Here is a 16,976-nt window from a genome sequence, read left to right as displayed (position 1 = left end):
AATCGCCCTAGCGCTGGCCGGTGAAACACTGTTGCGCAGGTTGTAACGCTGCCTCGGGTTTGCCCCACGGCACCCGCGATCAAGGCACATCCTTGAAGAACGCATGACCGCCCAGCACCAGCGTACAGGTCGCTCCGGCTGCCCAGGCCGGTGGCCTGGGCAAGCGCAACGCATGGTAATGCGTGGCCCCGTCGGTGGGGTCCGCCGTACCGCCGGCGATGACCTGTTCGGCCACCATCAGTGCCTGGGCCCATTGCGCCTGCGCAATGGGCCGAGCGCCGCTGACACAGGGGTAATTGGGATCATCAGGGTTCCAGCAGCTGAACTGCCAGGGTTTATGGCACACGCCGATGTAGCCCTCGCCCCACCAGGATCGGCGGTTGGCATCATGCACACGGTTGCGGATGACCCACGCCACCGCTATCTGCCCGGCGATGCCCTCGCCACGGGCCTCCCCCCATAGCGTTCGCGCAACGACGTCGTGTACCTGCTGAATGTGTGTCATGGTGATCTCTGCATATGAATGGCCAAGGCGACAAGGCTGGGCGAAGCGTCGTGGCAGTCCCGATTGCCTTGCCTGCGTGGCCAGATTGCTGGGCTCCGCGAGGGTTTGCCAGCCGGTAGCGATTCCCCGCCTGCCAAGTCGTGGCTGCAGTTTCCCGTGGCGAGGGTCGATGCCAAAGGCTTGAGAATTGGCGGCATTGGCTCTACAAATGTCATCGCCATGCCCGGTCCGTCGCCCCGCGCCGACCTGCCCTCAATCGACCATCCCATCACGGAGTTCCATTGCCGATGCACGCACCCGACGACGACCTGGATACCGGTGCCCACACCTCCGGCTGGGGACTGAGCCGTCTGCATGCCGCAACATCGGTCAGGTGGGTGGCCAAGCTGTTGTCGTGGGTGGCCCTGCTCACCGGTGCCACCGCGCTCTGCGAATACCTGCTGGGCCAGCCATTGCTGGGCTATCTGGTGCCGGGCCTGATGGGCATGTCGCCGTTGACCGCCATGGCGCTTTGCGCTCTGGCGCTTTCCAGCCTTCTGGGACGTCGCGCGCGACCCAGCTGGTTGCTTGCGGGCCTGGCTTCGAGCAGCGCATTCGCTCTGCTGGGCACACACCTGTTGTTCGGTGCAGACGTCTTGAGCCCGGCGCTGAACGCCTGGCTGTTTCCGCCTTCGGCGCTCTTGGTCGGTAGCGTTTCGCCAGCCACGGCGAGCTGCCTGGCTTTGCTGGGCGTGGCCCGCATGGCCCAGTTGGCTGGCCGCCACAAAGCCTGCGATGTGCTTGCCCTGCTCGCCTTCGGCCTGGCCGGCATCGGCCTGCTGGGCTATGCCTACGGCGTCAAGGATTTGTACTCGGTGCTGCTGTTCAATGCCATGGCGGTCCACACCGCTGCAGCGCTGGCCTGCCTGGCTGTTTCAACGATGCTTTTTCAGGCCGATCAGGGTTGGCTTAACGTGGTCACGCTGAGCAACCGTGCAGGCGCAGTCACCCGTCGGCAATTGCTGCTCACCGCCATCCTGCCAGTGATCGGCTGGCTGTTGCTGTCGGCCATCAACGCCCGCGCCATCGGTGCGCCCGCCGCCCTGGCCCTGGTGGTGGCGACGGTGTTTCTGCCGCTGGTCATCCTGATCATCAAGGACGGCCGGGTCACGGCGCGCCTGGACCTGCAACGGCAGAAGCAGCGTCGCCTGGAAACCACCATCAGGCAGCGTCTGGAACTGGAGCTGGATCAGAAGCGCGCCGAACTGGAACAGGAGTCGGCGCAACGCATCGTCGCCGAACAGGTGATGAACCGCGCCCAACGCCTGGATGCAATCGGACAACTGACGGGCGGTATCGCCCACGATTTCAACAACCTGCTGATGGGTATTTCAGGCAACCTCGAGCTGCTGCATCGCCACGTCGAGAGCGATCCCAAGGCCTCGAAGTACGTGACACGGGCCACCCTGTCCACGGAAAAGGGCATTCGCCTGACCGGGCAACTGCTGGCGTTCTCGCGCACGCAACGGCTGAACGTATCGGCAGTCAGCCTTGCCGACACCGTCACTGCGGCCTTCGAACTGGTTGGCAACGCGCTGGGCCCCGACATCAATATCGACATGCAGACGCCTGACCGCAGCCTGTTCGTCAGCACCGACCCCCTGCAATTGGAAATGGCCATACTCAACCTCGCCCTGAACGCCAGGGACGCGATGCCCGACGGCGGCTGGTTCACCGTCAAATGCTCGCCGACCGCTCCGCCGGGTACACCGCCCAGCGTATCGATCCGGGTCAGTGACAGTGGTACCGGCATGTCCGCGGAAGTGCTGGCCAAGGCGTGCGAGCCGTTCTTCACCACCAAGGAATCGGGCCGTGGCACCGGGCTGGGCCTGGCGCAGGTCTACGGCCTGTGCCGTCAATGTGGCGGCGACCTGAAGATCACCAGTGAACCGGGCCAAGGCTCGACCTTCGAACTGGTACTGCCCATGGCCGAGCGTCCACGCGCGAATTCCATCAACCTGCAGCCGACCAGCGTCACGGTGGCGCTAGCCCCTCTCGCCCAACCGGTGCTGGTGGTCGACGATGACGATGCAGTGCGCACGGTGCTGGTCGACGATCTGCGGGTGCGGGGCTATCAGGTGCTCGAAGCCGATCGTGGCGGCAAGGCCCTGGCGATACTGGGCAACACGCGCTGCGCCGCGGCGGTCATCGATTTCCTGATGCCCGAGATGAACGGCGCCGAACTGGCGCGCAAGGCACGCCAGCTCGTGCCCCAGTTACCGATCATCTTCATCAGTGGCTATGCCGACACCCTTGCACTGGATGCCATCGCCGGCGCCGTGGTGCTGCGCAAGCCGTTCGAACTCGACGAGCTGGACCGACTGGTCAGGGAGTTGGCCGGCGCGCCTGGTTCGGACGCCTGACGGCGACGGACATTTGGCCGATTTGCGATCCACGACAACGTGCCTGAAAAGACTGGCAAGCCGCCCATTTCAAAAAAATCGGAACCTTCCGCCAAACAGGGCGACCTAAACACAGCGTACGTACCATGCCTACGCCATGGCTGCCTCTTGGGTCTGAGCCAGACCGTCCACCAAGGAGATTTTGAAATGACCGACGCTCATAAAGAAACGATCAAGGTACTCAACGACCTCATCGAAACATCGAAAGATGGTGAGGCTGGTTTCAAGGATCTCGCCGAAAACACCAACAACCCTGAGCTGAAGGCAGTCTTCGCAGCCGCCGCTTCCGACACCGCCAGCGGTGCTGCAGAACTGCAGAACGAAGTACGCAAGCTGGGTGGCGAACCCGAAACCACCACCAGCGTTGCAGGCGATCTGCACCGTCGCTGGGTTGACCTGAAGTCGGCCATCACCGGCAAGGACGACGTCGCACTGCTCAACGAAGCAGAGCGTGGCGAAGATGTTGCCAAGAAGAGCTACACCAAAGCGCTGGAAAACCATGACGTGACCCCTGAGGTACGCGCCGTGATCCAGAAGCAGTTCGATGGCGTCATGCGCAATCATGACAAGATCAAGGCACTGCGTGACGCAGCTCGCGCTCAGAAATGAGTGAGGGGCTTGGGCGGCTGCCAAGGCCGCCCGAGCCGTGCTTCTTCCGCAACGTCCCCCGCCTTGACAACACCCCCGCCTCCACCCGATCCACTCAACGTGTCACATAGCCCATGACTGGGGCCGGTACCTTGACGTCGCCCTGAAAGCGATGCCATTCCTTGTCGATTTCCTTGTAGCTCATGAACACACTCACTCGCTTGGCGTCGGCCAGGTCGGTATTGGTCATGGACTGGGTGTAGCGCGTCGGCACGAATGCCACCGTAATGCCGACTACCGAGCCGTCATCCGCATACACCGGACCACCCGACATGCCCATGGCGCTCGGACCATCGTGAATGGAATAGAGCACGCCATCGTTGAGGTTGCTGAGCAGCAACTTGCCTTCCTTCACCTTGCCGCTGCCTTTGACGGGCATCAACAGTGGACTGAAGCCGACGGCGGTGACGTTTTCACCGACCGACGCCTGACGCCAGTGAGGAGCCGTCGGAGCCTTGCGCTTGATAAAGACCACATCGCCACGACCACGGTGCGCAACGTCACTGAGGTAAGGGGTGTGCTTGGCAGAAACGGCGTAGTCCTCGTTCCATTGCACGGCCGAGGCCTGATACAGAAGAGGGGCGGGAAGACTCGAGGTGACCATGAAAGCGTCTTTGTAGGCGGCATCGCTGACAAAGGGAGTTGGCATGCCATTGCAGCCGGAAAGAAGCAGGCCGAACATCAGGCAGATAGATCGATTCATCGTGTTCCAGTGTAGCAATCCCATTTCTGGGACTATAAAAGCAACCTTGCTTGCGTGGTTCTCATCCCTCTGGATGAGAATGGATTCGCTTGCGCGAGCGTTTGTAAAGACCCTGGAAACCGGCGCGTTAATGGGTGCGCTACGCGGTGTTCCAGGCCGCCATTGTTCCCTGGCGATCCTGTCGGATCGTGACTGACAGCGTGATCGGGTGTTGGTGGGCATGATCGCGAAGCATTGCGAGCCTTCGAACGACACGTCCGGCCAACCAAAACCACAACGCTCCAAAATTCAGGACGTAGTGGCCGATGATGCCATTATGACATCACCCATCTTTCACCGGCAACCGAAATAATGGCACATGGCCATTTCTTTTGCTTGCACAGTGAGAGGGGTATCGGACGGGTCGAGGAAGTCTTTAATGTCACTATGCTACTACTGTGACGTGGTTCCGATATCGCTGTCAGACGCCAGCATGGCTCTTGCGCCGCACACCTACCCCCAAGGGGGCACATCGACGAAGCGCGATTCGATCCAGGCCTTGAATGCCAGGACGGTCGCCGCAGGGAACTTCGCAGAGGGTCGTATCAGGTAGATTCCGCCCACCGAGTCCAGTCGCCATTCGGGCAGTACCTGAACCAGCTCACCCGATGCCAGTTGGCGGCTCATCAGCCATTCGCCGGCCCCCAGAATGCCCGTGCCGGCCATTGCGGCGCTGAGCAGGGTTTCGCTGTCGTTGGATGTCAGTGTGCCTTGCGTCGTCACGCTTTCCTGACAGCCTGCGCGGTGCAGTTTCCATTCCGGAAACGAGGCCAGCCCGCTGAAGCGCAGGCAGTTGTGCTGGATCAGATCTGCGGGCGTCAGCGGCATGCCGCAGCGTTCCACGTACGCAGGAGACGCACAGAGAATGCGGCGATGGTCGCAGAGCTTGTTGGCAATCAGTCGGCTGTCTTCCAACTCGCCGATGCGCAGGGCCAGGTCATAGCCTTGCTCGATGATGTCGACGACGTGCTCGCTGTAGTCGGCAACGATCGACACACCGGGGTGTGCGCTCAAGAACTCGGGCAGCAACGGGGCCACCCACAGGCGCCCCATGGCCGCTGGCAGCGCCAGGCGCAGGACCCCGCGCACCTGGGAAACGCCTGACGTGGCCTGCTGCTCGGCTTCGACGATTTGGCTCAGGGCTGCGCGCAGGCGTTGTTCCAGCTTGGCGCCGACTTCGGTAATCCGGACCTGGCGAGTGGAGCGCTCCATGAGGCGCACGCCCAGCCGCTTTTCCATGGCGGCCAGACGCTTGGAGATCACCGTAGGGTGACGCTGGAGCAAGCGACCGGCAGCAACGAACGAGCCTTGGCTGGCCACGGCCAGGAAGGCGGCGATCTCGTCGCTGTGCTGACTGTCGAGCAGGTCCGGGGTCATGGGGCGAGAATGATCGCCCCGGCGGACTGACCCGATTCGAGCGCCTCATGGGCGCGAGCCGCTTCGGTCAAGGGGTAGGTCTTCCAGATCCGCGGGGTGATGATGCCCGCCTCGACCGCCGCCAGCACGTCGGCTGCGCGCTCCTGGTATTCGGCTGTGGAAGCCGTGTGCGCGACGATGGAAGGCCGGGTCAGGAACAGCGAGCCCTTGCCGTTGAGGGTCGACAGCTCGACCGCGCCGGGCGCACCCGACGATGCGCCGAACGACACCATCAGGCCGCGCGGACGCAGGCTATCCAGCGACGCTTCGAAGGAGATACGACCAATCGGGTCGTAGACCACATCGACCTTGCGCCCCTGGGTGAGCTTGGCCACGTCCGCGGCGAGCGTGGCCGCATCGAATACCAGCACCTCGTCGCAGCCCACCGCCTTTGCCCGCTCGATGCTCTCGGGTTTGGACACCACACCGATGACGTACGCCCCCAGGTGCTTGGCCCACTGCCCCATGATCTGCCCCAGGCCGCCGGCGACGCCGTACAGCAGCATCGTCGTACCGGGGCCTACCGGGTAGGTGGATTTCAACAGGTACTGTGCAGTGATGCCTTTGAACAACACGGCCGCGGCCTGCTCGAAGCTGACCCCGGCCGGCAGCTTCACCAGCCGTTCGGCTGGATAGAGCCTTTGCGCCGCGTAGCCGCCCAAGGGCCCGGTGGCATAGGCGACGCGGTCGCCTGGCTGCACGTTGGTCACCCCTGGCCCCACCGAGATCACGGTGCCCGCGCCTTCCAGGCCCAAGCCGGACGGCAGCGGTACCTTGACCGCACCATTGCGCTGGGTGACATCCAGGTAGTTCACGCCCACGGCCGCCTGCTGCAGCCACGCCTGCCCTTCGCCCGGCGCCTGCTCGACCACGGTGTCTTCCCACAGCACGGAGGAATCACCGGGTTGATTGAAACGGATCACTGCGGCCATGTCGTTCTCCAGTCGGTTAATAGTGCCGACGAGTATGGAAACGCGCCCGGCGTTACACAAGACGGTGAATCTGCAGTATATACCTGCACTGGGTGCAGCAATGATCAGATGACGATTGATGTGTTGTGCTCGGACCGATTGCCTGTCGTTGCAGGTTTGTTTACCGTTCAGGCCGCGGGTCGACACTCGGTGCATCGCTCACAGGGACACGTCATGGCTGTAGTTGCAGACAAAGGCACGACTTCCATAGGCCTGGTGCACGAAGCCCTGCACGGTGCAGTGCAGCGCGGATTCGACATCCAGCCGGTGCTGCGAGACGCGGGCATCGACCCAGGGTTGCTCGATGCGCCCCAGGCCAGAGTCTCCGCAGTCGCGTTTTCTCGACTCTGGATTGCGCTGGCCAATGCGCTGGACGACGAGTTTTTCGCCATCGACAGCCACCCGCTGCGCAGAGGCAGCTTTCGCCTCATGTGCCACGTGGCCTTGAGCTGCCACTCGCTGGAGCAGGCGCTGCGGCGGATCCTGATGTTTCTGCGCAGCGCCCTGGACGATGTCTACGGCGAGCTGACGTACGAAGACAACTCGGCGGTGCTGGTCATTCACGACCACGGCGTGGAAAGACGCCTGTTCAGCTATGGCACCTGGCTGATCCTGGTGCACGGACTGCTCTGCTGGCTGGGCGGGCGGCGCTTGCCTATCCAAAGCATAGGCTTCCGGCCGGCGCAACCTTTGGACGACAGCGACTACCGCCTGCGCTTTTGCGAGTCGCTGGTGTTCGGTGTCGCCCAGACCACCGTCCGGTTCGATCGCAGCCTCCTCGCCCTCAAGGTCGTGCAGACACCCGCAACCCTCACACCCTTCCTGGAAGAGTCGCCCGGCAATTTGCTGGTCAAGTATCGGAACGATGAAAGCACGGGAGCAAAGGTTCGTCAGAAGCTGCGCGGTGTGGATCCGGAGGACTGGCCCGAGTTCGACAAGTTGGCAAAATCGCTGGGCACGTCGAGTTCGACGCTGCAACGACGGTTGCACATCGAAGGCTTGAGCTACCAGCGCCTGAAAGATGATCTTCGTCGGGACATGGCCATCCATCTGCTGGGCCGTGAAGAGCTGACGGTCGTGGAAGTCGCACTGCAAACCGGTTTTCAGGATGCCAGTGCCTTCCATCGCGCGTTCAAGAAGTGGACGGGCGTAAGTCCCGGCTGCTATCGCCGCAACGAAGCCGATGAAACGTAGGCCTCACTGCTCCCCCTTCTGAAAGATTCACGATCCGTCCCTTTCCTGTCCCCACCCCGGACTGTCCAAACACCCCAATCAGAACGACGACTTTGGACATGGGCCTATTCCATGCCGGCGCCTACGATAGCCGAACCCCAGCCATGGCCTGGTCGGCAGAACACCTGTGCACTTCAAAACAAAAATAAAACCGAAGGAGACACGCTATGCAACCCGTGAACGTTTTCGCGCTGGCAAAGGATTCAAGGTTCAACCGCTTCCATGGCCTGATCCTGTTCTGGTGCGTGCTCATCCTGATCATCGACGGCTATGACCTCGCCGTTGTGGGTGCGGCACTGCCGGCCATCATGAAGGACATGAACATCGAGGCGACCAGTGCCGGCATCATGGCCGGCTCGGCGCTGTTCGGCACCATGCTCGGGGCAATTTTTCTCGGCACGCTGGCCGATCGCATCGGTCGGCCGAAGATGACGGCCATCTGCGTTGCGCTGTTCAGTCTGTTCACTGCGGGTGCCGGGCTGACCAACGACCCCATCAGCTTCAGCGTCATGCGCTTCATCGCAGGGCTGGGCATTGGCGGTGTGCTGCCGATCTGCACCGCGCAAATGGGCGAGTTTTCGCCGTTTAAACTGCGCACCCGCCTGGTAACGCTGGTATTCGCCGGTTATTCCGTGGGTGGCATCCTGGTCGCCCTTACCGCAAAACAGCTGATCGAAAGTCACGGCTGGCAATGGGTGTTCTACGTCGCGGGCCTGCCCGTGATCCTGATCCCGTTCATTCTCAAGAGCATGCCTGACTCCATCGGCTACATGCTCAAACAGGGCCAGCAGGACGCACTCAGGGAGGTGGCGCGAAAGCTCGATCCCGGCAACATGATTCCCGACGATGCGGTGATGGCCGGCAACCCGGAGATCCTCGACAAACAGGATTCCCCCGTGCGCAACCTGTTCGCCGATGGCCGCGGTTTCAGCACGGTCATGATCTGGGCGGCATTCATGACCGGGTTGTTCATGGTCTACGCGCTGAACTCCTGGCTGACCAAGCTGATGGCGATGGCGGGTTTCAGCCTGGGTTCGGCACTGAATTTCGTGATCGTGTTCAACGTCGGTGCCATTGTCGGCGCGCTGGGCGGTGGCTGGCTGGGCGACAGGTTCAACATCAAGCGTGTGCTGGTGTGCTTCTACATCGTCGGCGCCCTGGCGCTGGTCATGCTTGCCTACACCCGCTCGCCGGGCCTGCTCTACGCCGTGGTGTTCACGGTCGGCGCATCGACCTTGGGTACGCAACTGCTGGCCTACGCCTACGCCGGCGATTTCTACCCTTCGACCATCAGGGCCACCGGCGTCGGCTTTGCATCGGGCGTGGGCCGCATAGGCGCCATCGTGGCCCCGGTACTGATCGGTTGGTTGATCTCGATGCACTTGCCGCTGGAGCAGAACTTCATGGCCATCGCCCTTGCCGGGCTGATCGGTGCGGCGGCGGTTTCGCTGATCAATCAGTCCCTCGCCGATTCTTCCCAGGCACGCTCGCCCCGCCGCGCGCCATCGGCCACCGACAGTGCGGCCTTGAATCCTGCAACCTCCAAATCCACCTGACTGGGGGCACTTATGAATCGACTGTCTCAACCGCCGTCAAGCCCCGCCCTGGTTGTGGAGGCCGTGGACTGGGCGATCAGGTCTCGGCGCAGCATCAGGGCTTTTCTTCCCGACCCCGTGGCCCAGGAAGACGTGGAAAGCATCCTCGATGTCGCCCGGTTCTGCGCGACGGGCGTGAACATGCAGCCTTGGCGTGTGCACGCGGTCACCGGCGACGCCAAACGGCAGCTGTCCAACGCCATAGCGGATATAGACAACGATCCCGCCCATGCCAACCAGCTGCTCGACCCCTACGAGTACTACCCCAGAGAGTGGGTGACGCCCTATGCGGACAGGAAAAAGAAAGTCGGCTGGGAGCTGTACGGACTGCTGGGCATCGCCAAGGGCGACAAGCAACGCATGCATGAGCAGCACGGCCGCAACTACCGGTTCTTCGATGCGCCGGTAGGCCTGCTGTTCACCATCGACCGCGTGCTCCAGCAAGGAAGCCTGCTGGACTACGGCATGTTCCTGCAGAGCGTGATGGTGGCTGCCAGGGCTCGCGGGTTGCACACGTGCCCTCAGGCCGCCTTTCTGAAGTATCACCACGTCATCGCCGAAGTCCTTGGCATTCCCGACGAGCAAATGCTGGTCTGCGGCATGAGCCTGGGCTATGCGGACGCTTCCAGCGTCGAGAACGAGCTGGTCACGGAGCGCGAACCGGTCAGTGCATTCACCACCTTTCATCACAATAACAAAGAGACTCGCCCATGAAGCCTGCAGCCCTCAACGAGTGCCTCGACAAGACCCCGGCCAATCACCTCCCCCTGACCCCGTTGGGGTTTCTGGAAAGGGCTGCGTTGGCCCATCCAACACGGGCTGCGGTGGTGTATGGACCCATCACGCGGACTTGGGCGCAGACGCGCGAGCGCTGCCTGCGACTGGCCAGTGCTCTGGTCGCTCGAGGATTGGGCGCTGGCGATACCGTCTCCATTCTGTGCCCGAATACGCCGGCCATGCTCGAAGCGCATTTTGGCATCCCGTTATCAGGCGCAGTGCTCAACACCATCAACTGCCGGCTCGATGCCGAAGGCGTGGCGTTCATTCTCAGGCATGCCGAGTCCAAGGCCATTCTGGTGGATCGCGAATACGCAAGCCTGGTTGCGGCGGCGCTCGAGCGGCTGGATCAGGCGCTGATCGTGATCGATATCGACGACCCCTTCGCGCCGTTGGGGCCATCGATCGGCGTGGTGGGTTATGAAGAGCTGCTCGCCAACGGCGATCCGGACTTCGCCGGCGTCTGGCCTGTCGATGAATGGCACCCTATCGCCCTGAACTACACCTCCGGTACCACGGGCGATCCCAAGGGGGTCGTCACCAGCCACCGCGCGACCTATCTGATGAGCCTGCTGCAGATGACCAACTGGCCGCTGCCGCGTGCGCCGCGCTACCTGTGGACGCTGCCGATGTTCCACGCCAACGGTTGGTGTTTTACCTGGGCGATCACCGCAGCGGCGGGCACTCATGTGTGCATGCGCAAGGTCAGTGCCGAGGCCGTGTTCGATGCCATCGATACCCACGGAGTGGACCATTTCTGCGCCGCACCCGTGGTCATGGCGATGATTGCCGATGCGCGTGATCGCGAGGTGTTGCGGTCACCTGTGCGCGTGCTCACGGCCGGCTCCCCCCCACCGGCTTCGGTGCTCAGCGCCGTGGTTGCACTGGGCTTCGACGTGGATCACGTCTATGGCATCACCGAGGTATCCGGCACCCCGGTGAGCTGCGTGTGGCAAGACGGCTGGGACGCGCTGACGGACAGCGAGCAGCGCGCCTTCCGGGTTCGCCAAGGCACGCGAGCGGCAACGTTCGAAGGGATGATGGTGGCGGATCCGGACACCTTGATCGCGGTGCCGCACGATGGTGTCACCACCGGCGAACTGTTGCTGCGCGGCAATACCGTGATGATGGGATACCTGAAGAACGCGTCGGCCACCGGCAAGGCCTTCGCAGGTGGATGGTTTCATACCGGGGACATCGCGGTGGTGCATGAAGGTGGCTACGTGCAAATCACCGATCGTTCCAAGGATGTCATCATCTCAGGCGGCGAGAACATCTCCTCGATCGAAGTCGAGGATGTCATCCACTGCCATCCCAGCGTCCTGCACGCGGCTGTCGTGGCCCAGCCCGACGACAAATGGGGTGAGGTACCGTGCGCCTTCATCGAACTCAAGGCCGGTGTCGCGGCGCCCACCGGTGCCGAGCTGATCGCGTTCTGCCAAACGCGACTGGCCAGGTTCAAATGCCCGCGACAGGTCATCTTCACGGAGCTGCCGAAGACGGCCACCGGCAAAATCCAGAAATTCGTGCTGCGCGAGCGTGCAGGTAGCAAGGCTGCCATCTCGAGGCTTGCGTCCGGAGGGTGAAGCCGTTTGCGCAGGTCCATTCGCTGCATAGGGGCAGTGTTCAATCTCTGCTGAGCACTGCCACTGATGTTACCCATCGGATGGACCCTGCCCGGTTTGAGTGCAGGATTCCCATTCTGGAGCACACTATTGCGCTCTCAAAAACGCACCGCAGAAAAATCACTAATGAAAACATTTAGTTAATAACAGCGGCCTGATTATTGCTTTGTTGCAAACGTCGCGCCCCACGCGGCATCTGTTTCCTCCAGCGGCGCCTTCGCCCTGGGCGACCCGGCCCCAACGATGCGGCTGCGGTCACAAGCGAAACGCTCGACACCCGTTCAGCCGACAGCGTCGTCGGTACGTGAGATCAGGCCCTACCCCCCTCGCCTGCATCTCATCCAGCCCCCACTCCATTGCTGTTTCCCGGTGCTTGCACGGGCAGCCCCTTCGGCTGTGCGCAAACCGGCAGGCGATGGCACGCAGGGCTGGTTCCAGGAGCACTGAGCATGGCTATCAATCGTCGTACCTTTCTGCGTTCGTCCGCCATTTCCGCTGCCGCACTGTCGGCGCTGAGCTTCAAGAGCCTGTCGGCCTTCGCCGCCGACGACGCCATCAAGATCGCCTCGCTGTACGACAGCTCGGGTGGCCTGGACATCTATGGCAAGCCGATCGTGGACGCGCTGACATTCGCCACCGAGGAACTCAATGCCCAGGGCGGCCTGCTCGGTCGGCCGTTGAACCTGATCAAGTACGACACCCAGTCCAACATGCAGCTGTACGCGCAGTACGCCCAGCAGGCGGCGCTCAAGGATCGCGCTGCCGTGGTGCACGCGGGCATCACTTCGGCGTCACGCGAAGTGGTACGGCCGGTACTGGACCGCTACAAGACGCTGTACTTCTACGACAACCAGTACGAAGGCGGCGTGTGCGATCGCAACTTCTTCGGCACCGGCGTGACGCCGGGGCAGACCGTGGAGAAGCTGGTGTCCCACGTGACCCAGAAGTGGGGCAAGAAGGTCTACATCGTCGCGGCGGACTACAACTACGGGCAAATCGTCACCGCCTGGGTGAAGAAGTACGTCGAGCAGGCCGGCGGTTCGAGCGTGGGTATCGAGTTCTTCCCGCTCGACGTGACCAACTTCGGCGCGACCATTTCGAAGATCCAGGAAGCCAAGCCGGACTTCGTCTGGTCGGCCCTGGTCGGCGGCGCGCACATGTCGTTCTACCGCCAGTGGAAGGCCGCCGGCATGACCGGCAAGCTGCCGATCGCCTCGACCACCTTCGCCGGTGGCAACGAGCACATCGTGCTCTCGCCCGAAGAGTGCAACGGCATCCTGATCTGCCAGAACTACGTGCAGGAACTGCAGACCCCGCTCAACACGGCGTTCGTCGAACGCTTCCACAAGCGCTTCGGCGCCGACTACCCGTACATCACCGAACTGGCCATGGGCGCCTACCAGGGCATGATGCTGTGGGCCGAGGGCGTGCGCCAGGCCGGTTCGATCGAACGCATGGCGGTCATCGAAGCGCTGGAGAAAGGCATCAGCCTGGACCTGCCCAGCGGCAAGGTCAGCATCGACCCGGCCACCCACCACTGCATTCTGGACGTGCACATCGCCGAGGTGCGCGATCGCCGCCTCGAGGTGGTTGAAAGCTTCGCCCAGCAGGCCCCTTCGGACACCGCCGCGGTTTGCGACCTGATCAAGAACCCCCGTGATGCCAAGCAATACAGCATCGCGCTGTAAGGAGACGGACATGGATTGGGCTGCGATTTTTTCCCTGCAGATAGTCGGCGCCATCGCCACGCTGGTGCTGCTCAGCATCGGCCTGGCGGTGGTGTTCGGCATGATGAAGATCATCAACCTGGCGCACGGCGAGTTCATGATGCTCGGCGGTTACGTGGCCGTCCTGGCCACCCACCACTGGCACGTGCCGATCTGGATCTCGATCCTGGTGCTGGCGCCGCTCACCGTGGGCCTGTTCGGCATGCTGGTCGAGCGCCTGCTGATACGCCACCTCTACGGCCGCATGATCGACACCATGCTGGCCACCTGGGGCCTGAGCCTGGGGCTGACCGGTGCGGCGACCATGCTGTTCGGCAACACCACGGTGGGCATCAGCTCACCGTTGCCGGGCATTACCCTGGGCGCCTATCAAACCAGTGGCTACGGACTGTTCGTGATTGCCGTGGCCGTGGCGGTCCTGCTGGGCCTGTGGGCGCTGCTGCGCTTCACCCAGTTTGGCCTGTGCGCGCGGGCGACCATGCAGAACGCCAAGATGGCCGCCGCCCTGGGCGCCAACCCCGGGCGCATCTACAGCCTTACCTTTGGCCTGGGTGCGGCCTTGGCCGGGCTCGGCGGCGCGGTCCTCACGCCACTCACCGGGGTGATCCCGACGCTGGGCGCCAGCTACATCGCCAAGGCCTTCATCACCGTGATCGGCGGCGGCAGCGCGGTCATCACCGGCACGCTGAGTGCGGCCGGCGCGTTCGGCGTCATCAGCCAAGTGGTGACCTTCTTCAGTACCCCGGTGTTCGGTGAAGTGGCCCTGCTGCTGGCCGCCATCGTGCTGATCCGCGTATTGCCCCAAGGCATCACCGGTCGTTTCTTTCGGAGGGCGTTCTGATGCCTGTCGCATTTCGTGATCTGCTGCCGGTGCTGGGCTGTGTGCTCGCGGCCGTGCTGGTCGGCGTTCTACCGCAGTGGCTGGACCTGTTCACCCTGCTCTCGCTGACCATCTACCTGGTCATGGCCTTGCTGGCGCTGAGCCTGGCGTTCATCTGGGGCTTTGGCGGCATCCTGTGTTTCGGCCAGGCTGCGTTCTTCGGCCTGGGTGCCTATGCCTATGCCATCGGCGTGCTGAACATCGGCGACAGCACCTGGCCGGTGCTGCTGGCCATTGCCGTACCCGCACTGTTCGCCGCGGCCATGGGCTATTTCATGTTCTATGGCGGCATCAGTGATGTGTACCTGGGCGTGATCACCTTGGCGGTGACGTTGATTCTGTTCAACGTGATGAACTCCACCTCGGGCAGCGAATACCACATCGGCAGTGCGCTGCTGGGTGGTTTCAATGGCATTCCGGCGATCCCGACGCTCAACGTGCCGTTCGATCCAGAGCGCGTGCTGGAACCTGAAACCCTGTTCCAGGTGATCGGCGGCGCCTTGATTCTCTGCTACCTGGGCCTGCGCGGGCTGCTCGCCAGCCGCTTCGGCAAGGTGGTAGTGGCCATCCGTGAAAACGAGCAGCGTGCCGGGCTGCTGGGCTACGACACGCGCCTGCACAAGCTGATCGTGTTCAGCCTGGGCGGCGGCATTGCCGGGCTGGCGGGATGCCTGTTCGCCAACTGGGGTGCGTTCGTCAGCCCGGGCGTGTTTGGCCTGGCACAGTCGGCGCAGATCATCATCTGGGTCATCGTCGGCGGCCGCGGCACCTTGTTCGGGCCGATCCTGGCGTGCATCGGCCTGCAGGCACTGATGGCGCGACTGGGTGAACAGCAAACGGTCGACAGCGGCCTGGTGCTGGGCGCGATTCTGCTGACCTTCGTCATGCTGCTGCCGCGCGGCCTGCTGCCAAGCCTGGGGGCTTTGGCCTCGCGCCTCTTCAAGCGCCGCCCGGCGCCCAGCCCTGTCGTGCCACCGGAGAGCGTCGTATGAGCGTGCTACTGCAAACCCAGGGCCTGGGGGTCAGTTTCGGGGGTGTTCACGCCGTCAAGGCAGTGGATTTCACCCTTCACAGCGGTGAGCTGCGCTGCCTCATCGGCCCCAACGGTGCGGGTAAAAGCACCTTTTTCAAACTGCTCAGTGGGCAGTTGAAGCCGACCCACGGCACCTGCCACTTTCAGGCCAGGCGCATCAGTGGCCTGCCCCCGCACCGCATCGCCCGCATGGGTATCGGCATCAAGACCCAGACGCCCAGCGTGTTCGACGGTCTGGATGTATTCGAGAACCTGCGGCTGGCCGCCAGCCGTACGCAGAGCGCCGATCAGGCCCGGCAAAGCGCCGAACACACCCTGCAGCGCATCGACCTGGCCGAGCACCGTCATCGTCTGGTCGGCGACCTGGCCCACGGTCAGCGTCAATGGGTCGAGCTGGGCATGATTCTGGCCTCGCGGCCGACGTTGGTGCTGCTGGACGAGCCGGCCGCCGGCATGACCTATCAGGAAGTGCGCAAGACCGCCGAGCTGATCAAGGAGATCAATGCGCACAGCACCGTGGTGGTGGTCGAGCACGACATGGAGTTCATTCGCCTGATCGCCGGCACGGTCACCGTGTTCAACCAGGGGGCAATTCTCGCCCAGGGCAGCTTTGCCAAGGTGACCCAAGACCCGTTGGTGCGCGAAGCCTATCTGGGCAAACAGGAGATCAAACATGCTTGAAGTCAACGGATTGTGTTCCGGCTACGGGCGCGTGCCTGTGTTGCGCGACATCGGTCTGCGCAGCGCCACCGACAGCTGCATCGGCGTGCTCGGCCGCAACGGCATGGGCAAGACCACCCTGCTGCGCGCGCTGATCGGCGAATTGCCGGCGCTGTCAGGCAGCGTGCGGTTCGCCGGCCAGGACCTGAGCCGCGCCGACGCCAGCCAGCGGGCACGGGCCGGTATCGGCTACGTGCCCCAGGGCCGGCAGATTTTCCCCTTTCTTACTGTTGGCGAAAACCTGCGCATGGGCTGCGTGAAGAATTTCACCGAGGCCAGCGCCACCATCGAACGGATCCTGGCGTATTTTCCGCGTCTGCAACGGCTGCTGGAGCAGCCGGGTGGCGCGTTGTCCGGCGGCGAACAACAGCTGCTGGCCCTGGCTCGCTGCCTGTGCGGCAACCCGAAGTTGATTCTGCTCGATGAACCGACCGAGGGCATCCAGCCCTCCATCTGCGACGAGATCATCGAAACCCTGCAGCGCCTGCGTCGCGAACAGGGCCTGGGGATCATTCTGGTGGAGCAGGACATCGACTTCCTGACGGCGCTGGCCGACCGCATCCTGATCATCGAGAACGGTCGACTGGTCGATGAAGTCGACCCTGCCAGCACCACCACCGAAGCGCTTGCCGAGCGTTTCATGGGCTTTCATTCTTAAGGATT

General features: G+C 63.0%; 15 protein-coding genes. 11 read left to right on the top strand and 4 right to left on the bottom strand.

The annotated features are described in order from the left end of the window. Positions 1–79: 79 nt before the first annotated feature. Entirely contained in the window at positions 80–505 is a 426-nt protein-coding gene (locus IFT75_RS02305; RefSeq protein ID WP_122476132.1) for a cell wall hydrolase, read from the bottom strand. Positions 506–792: 287 nt separating this feature from the next. Between IFT75_RS02305 and IFT75_RS02300 the strand changes: the two genes are divergently transcribed. Together IFT75_RS02300 and IFT75_RS02295 are read left to right on the top strand one after the other, a co-directional pair. Beyond that, positions 793–2,907: an ATP-binding protein gene (locus IFT75_RS02300; protein WP_192053095.1), complete on the top strand. Its 2,115-nt coding sequence runs from the start codon at positions 793–795 to the stop codon at positions 2,905–2,907. Between the two features lie 186 nt (positions 2,908–3,093). Beyond that, positions 3,094–3,555, top strand: coding sequence for a PA2169 family four-helix-bundle protein (locus tag IFT75_RS02295; protein ID WP_122476136.1), 462 nt, complete (start codon positions 3,094–3,096; stop codon positions 3,553–3,555). 94 nt (positions 3,556–3,649) lie between these two features. Here the strand turns inward: IFT75_RS02295 and IFT75_RS02290 are convergent, their stop codons facing one another. The 3 genes from IFT75_RS02290 to IFT75_RS02280 all read right to left on the bottom strand — a co-directional run bounded on the left by IFT75_RS02290 (position 3,650) and on the right by IFT75_RS02280 (position 6,684). Further along, on the bottom strand, positions 3,650–4,297 hold the full coding sequence (locus tag IFT75_RS02290) for a serine protease (RefSeq protein ID WP_192053093.1): 648 nt from the start codon (positions 4,295–4,297) through the stop codon (positions 3,650–3,652). Positions 4,298–4,789: 492 nt separating this feature from the next. Then, the gene (locus IFT75_RS02285) at positions 4,790–5,713 is read right to left on the bottom strand and encodes a LysR family transcriptional regulator (protein WP_192053091.1); all 924 of its coding nucleotides are present in this window, start codon (positions 5,711–5,713) and stop codon (positions 4,790–4,792) included. Beyond that, the gene (locus IFT75_RS02280) at positions 5,710–6,684 is read right to left on the bottom strand and encodes a quinone oxidoreductase family protein (protein WP_192053089.1); all 975 of its coding nucleotides are present in this window, start codon (positions 6,682–6,684) and stop codon (positions 5,710–5,712) included. Before IFT75_RS02280 ends, IFT75_RS02285 begins: the two co-directional genes overlap by 4 nt. A gap of 213 nt (positions 6,685–6,897) precedes the next feature. Here IFT75_RS02280 and IFT75_RS02275 point away from each other — a divergent pair, with 213 nt between their 5' ends. The 9 genes from IFT75_RS02275 to IFT75_RS02235 all read left to right on the top strand — a co-directional run bounded on the left by IFT75_RS02275 (position 6,898) and on the right by IFT75_RS02235 (position 16,971). After that, positions 6,898–7,917 (top strand): AraC family transcriptional regulator, encoded by a 1,020-nt coding sequence (locus IFT75_RS02275; protein ID WP_185794426.1) that lies wholly within the window; start codon positions 6,898–6,900, stop codon positions 7,915–7,917. A 206-nt stretch (positions 7,918–8,123) separates the two neighbouring features. Next, a complete protein-coding gene (locus IFT75_RS02270; protein WP_192053087.1) occupies positions 8,124–9,512 on the top strand; it encodes an MFS transporter in 1,389 nt (462 codons plus the stop codon). 12 nt (positions 9,513–9,524) lie between these two features. Then, on the top strand, positions 9,525–10,265 hold the full coding sequence (locus IFT75_RS02265) for a nitroreductase (protein ID WP_192053085.1): 741 nt from the start codon (positions 9,525–9,527) through the stop codon (positions 10,263–10,265). Next, positions 10,262–11,914, top strand: a complete 1,653-nt coding sequence (locus IFT75_RS02260) for an AMP-binding protein (RefSeq protein WP_185794424.1) — start codon at positions 10,262–10,264, stop codon at positions 11,912–11,914. Before IFT75_RS02265 ends, IFT75_RS02260 begins: the two co-directional genes overlap by 4 nt. 488 nt (positions 11,915–12,402) lie before the next feature. Continuing rightward, positions 12,403–13,641, top strand: coding sequence for an urea ABC transporter substrate-binding protein (locus IFT75_RS02255; RefSeq protein WP_122476150.1), 1,239 nt, complete (start codon positions 12,403–12,405; stop codon positions 13,639–13,641). A gap of 10 nt (positions 13,642–13,651) precedes the next feature. After that, the gene (locus IFT75_RS02250) at positions 13,652–14,521 is read left to right on the top strand and encodes an ABC transporter permease subunit (protein WP_192053083.1); all 870 of its coding nucleotides are present in this window, start codon (positions 13,652–13,654) and stop codon (positions 14,519–14,521) included. After that, on the top strand, positions 14,521–15,552 hold the full coding sequence (locus IFT75_RS02245; RefSeq protein WP_192053081.1) for an ABC transporter permease subunit: 1,032 nt from the start codon (positions 14,521–14,523) through the stop codon (positions 15,550–15,552). The genes IFT75_RS02250 and IFT75_RS02245 overlap by 1 nt, the downstream gene beginning before the upstream one ends. Further along, a complete protein-coding gene (locus IFT75_RS02240) occupies positions 15,549–16,274 on the top strand; it encodes an ATP-binding cassette domain-containing protein (RefSeq protein ID WP_192053078.1) in 726 nt (241 codons plus the stop codon). The genes IFT75_RS02245 and IFT75_RS02240 overlap by 4 nt, the downstream gene beginning before the upstream one ends. Continuing rightward, on the top strand, positions 16,267–16,971 hold the full coding sequence (locus IFT75_RS02235; protein ID WP_192053076.1) for an ABC transporter ATP-binding protein: 705 nt from the start codon (positions 16,267–16,269) through the stop codon (positions 16,969–16,971). Before IFT75_RS02240 ends, IFT75_RS02235 begins: the two co-directional genes overlap by 8 nt. Positions 16,972–16,976 lie beyond the last annotated feature (5 nt).

This window comes from Pseudomonas sp. CFBP 8758 (assembly GCF_014841725.1).
GTDB classification, from domain to species: Bacteria; Pseudomonadota; Gammaproteobacteria; order Pseudomonadales; family Pseudomonadaceae; genus Aquipseudomonas; species Aquipseudomonas baltica.
This window is presented reverse-complemented; position numbering and strand designations above follow the sequence as displayed.

What these genes read in the sequence shown, in the direction of transcription:
- IFT75_RS02255 (WP_122476150.1), top strand. Translation starts at nt 12,403, where the DNA reads ATGGCTATCAATCGTCGTACCTTTCTGCGTTCGTCCGCCATTTCCGCT.
- IFT75_RS02240 (WP_192053078.1), top strand. Translation starts at nt 15,549, where the DNA reads ATGAGCGTGCTACTGCAAACCCAGGGCCTGGGGGTCAGTTTCGGGGGT.
- IFT75_RS02300 (WP_192053095.1), top strand. Translation starts at nt 793, where the DNA reads ATGCACGCACCCGACGACGACCTGGATACCGGTGCCCACACCTCCGGC.
- IFT75_RS02250 (WP_192053083.1), top strand. Translation starts at nt 13,652, where the DNA reads ATGGATTGGGCTGCGATTTTTTCCCTGCAGATAGTCGGCGCCATCGCC.
- IFT75_RS02235 (WP_192053076.1), top strand. Translation starts at nt 16,267, where the DNA reads ATGCTTGAAGTCAACGGATTGTGTTCCGGCTACGGGCGCGTGCCTGTG.
- IFT75_RS02275 (WP_185794426.1), top strand. Translation starts at nt 6,898, where the DNA reads ATGGCTGTAGTTGCAGACAAAGGCACGACTTCCATAGGCCTGGTGCAC.
- IFT75_RS02245 (WP_192053081.1), top strand. Translation starts at nt 14,521, where the DNA reads ATGCCTGTCGCATTTCGTGATCTGCTGCCGGTGCTGGGCTGTGTGCTC.
- IFT75_RS02290 (WP_192053093.1), bottom strand. Translation starts at nt 4,297, where the DNA reads ATGAATCGATCTATCTGCCTGATGTTCGGCCTGCTTCTTTCCGGCTGC.
- IFT75_RS02285 (WP_192053091.1), bottom strand. Translation starts at nt 5,713, where the DNA reads ATGACCCCGGACCTGCTCGACAGTCAGCACAGCGACGAGATCGCCGCC.
- IFT75_RS02265 (WP_192053085.1), top strand. Translation starts at nt 9,525, where the DNA reads ATGAATCGACTGTCTCAACCGCCGTCAAGCCCCGCCCTGGTTGTGGAG.
- IFT75_RS02280 (WP_192053089.1), bottom strand. Translation starts at nt 6,684, where the DNA reads ATGGCCGCAGTGATCCGTTTCAATCAACCCGGTGATTCCTCCGTGCTG.
- IFT75_RS02295 (WP_122476136.1), top strand. Translation starts at nt 3,094, where the DNA reads ATGACCGACGCTCATAAAGAAACGATCAAGGTACTCAACGACCTCATC.
- IFT75_RS02270 (WP_192053087.1), top strand. Translation starts at nt 8,124, where the DNA reads ATGCAACCCGTGAACGTTTTCGCGCTGGCAAAGGATTCAAGGTTCAAC.
- IFT75_RS02260 (WP_185794424.1), top strand. Translation starts at nt 10,262, where the DNA reads ATGAAGCCTGCAGCCCTCAACGAGTGCCTCGACAAGACCCCGGCCAAT.
- IFT75_RS02305 (WP_122476132.1), bottom strand. Translation starts at nt 505, where the DNA reads ATGACACACATTCAGCAGGTACACGACGTCGTTGCGCGAACGCTATGG.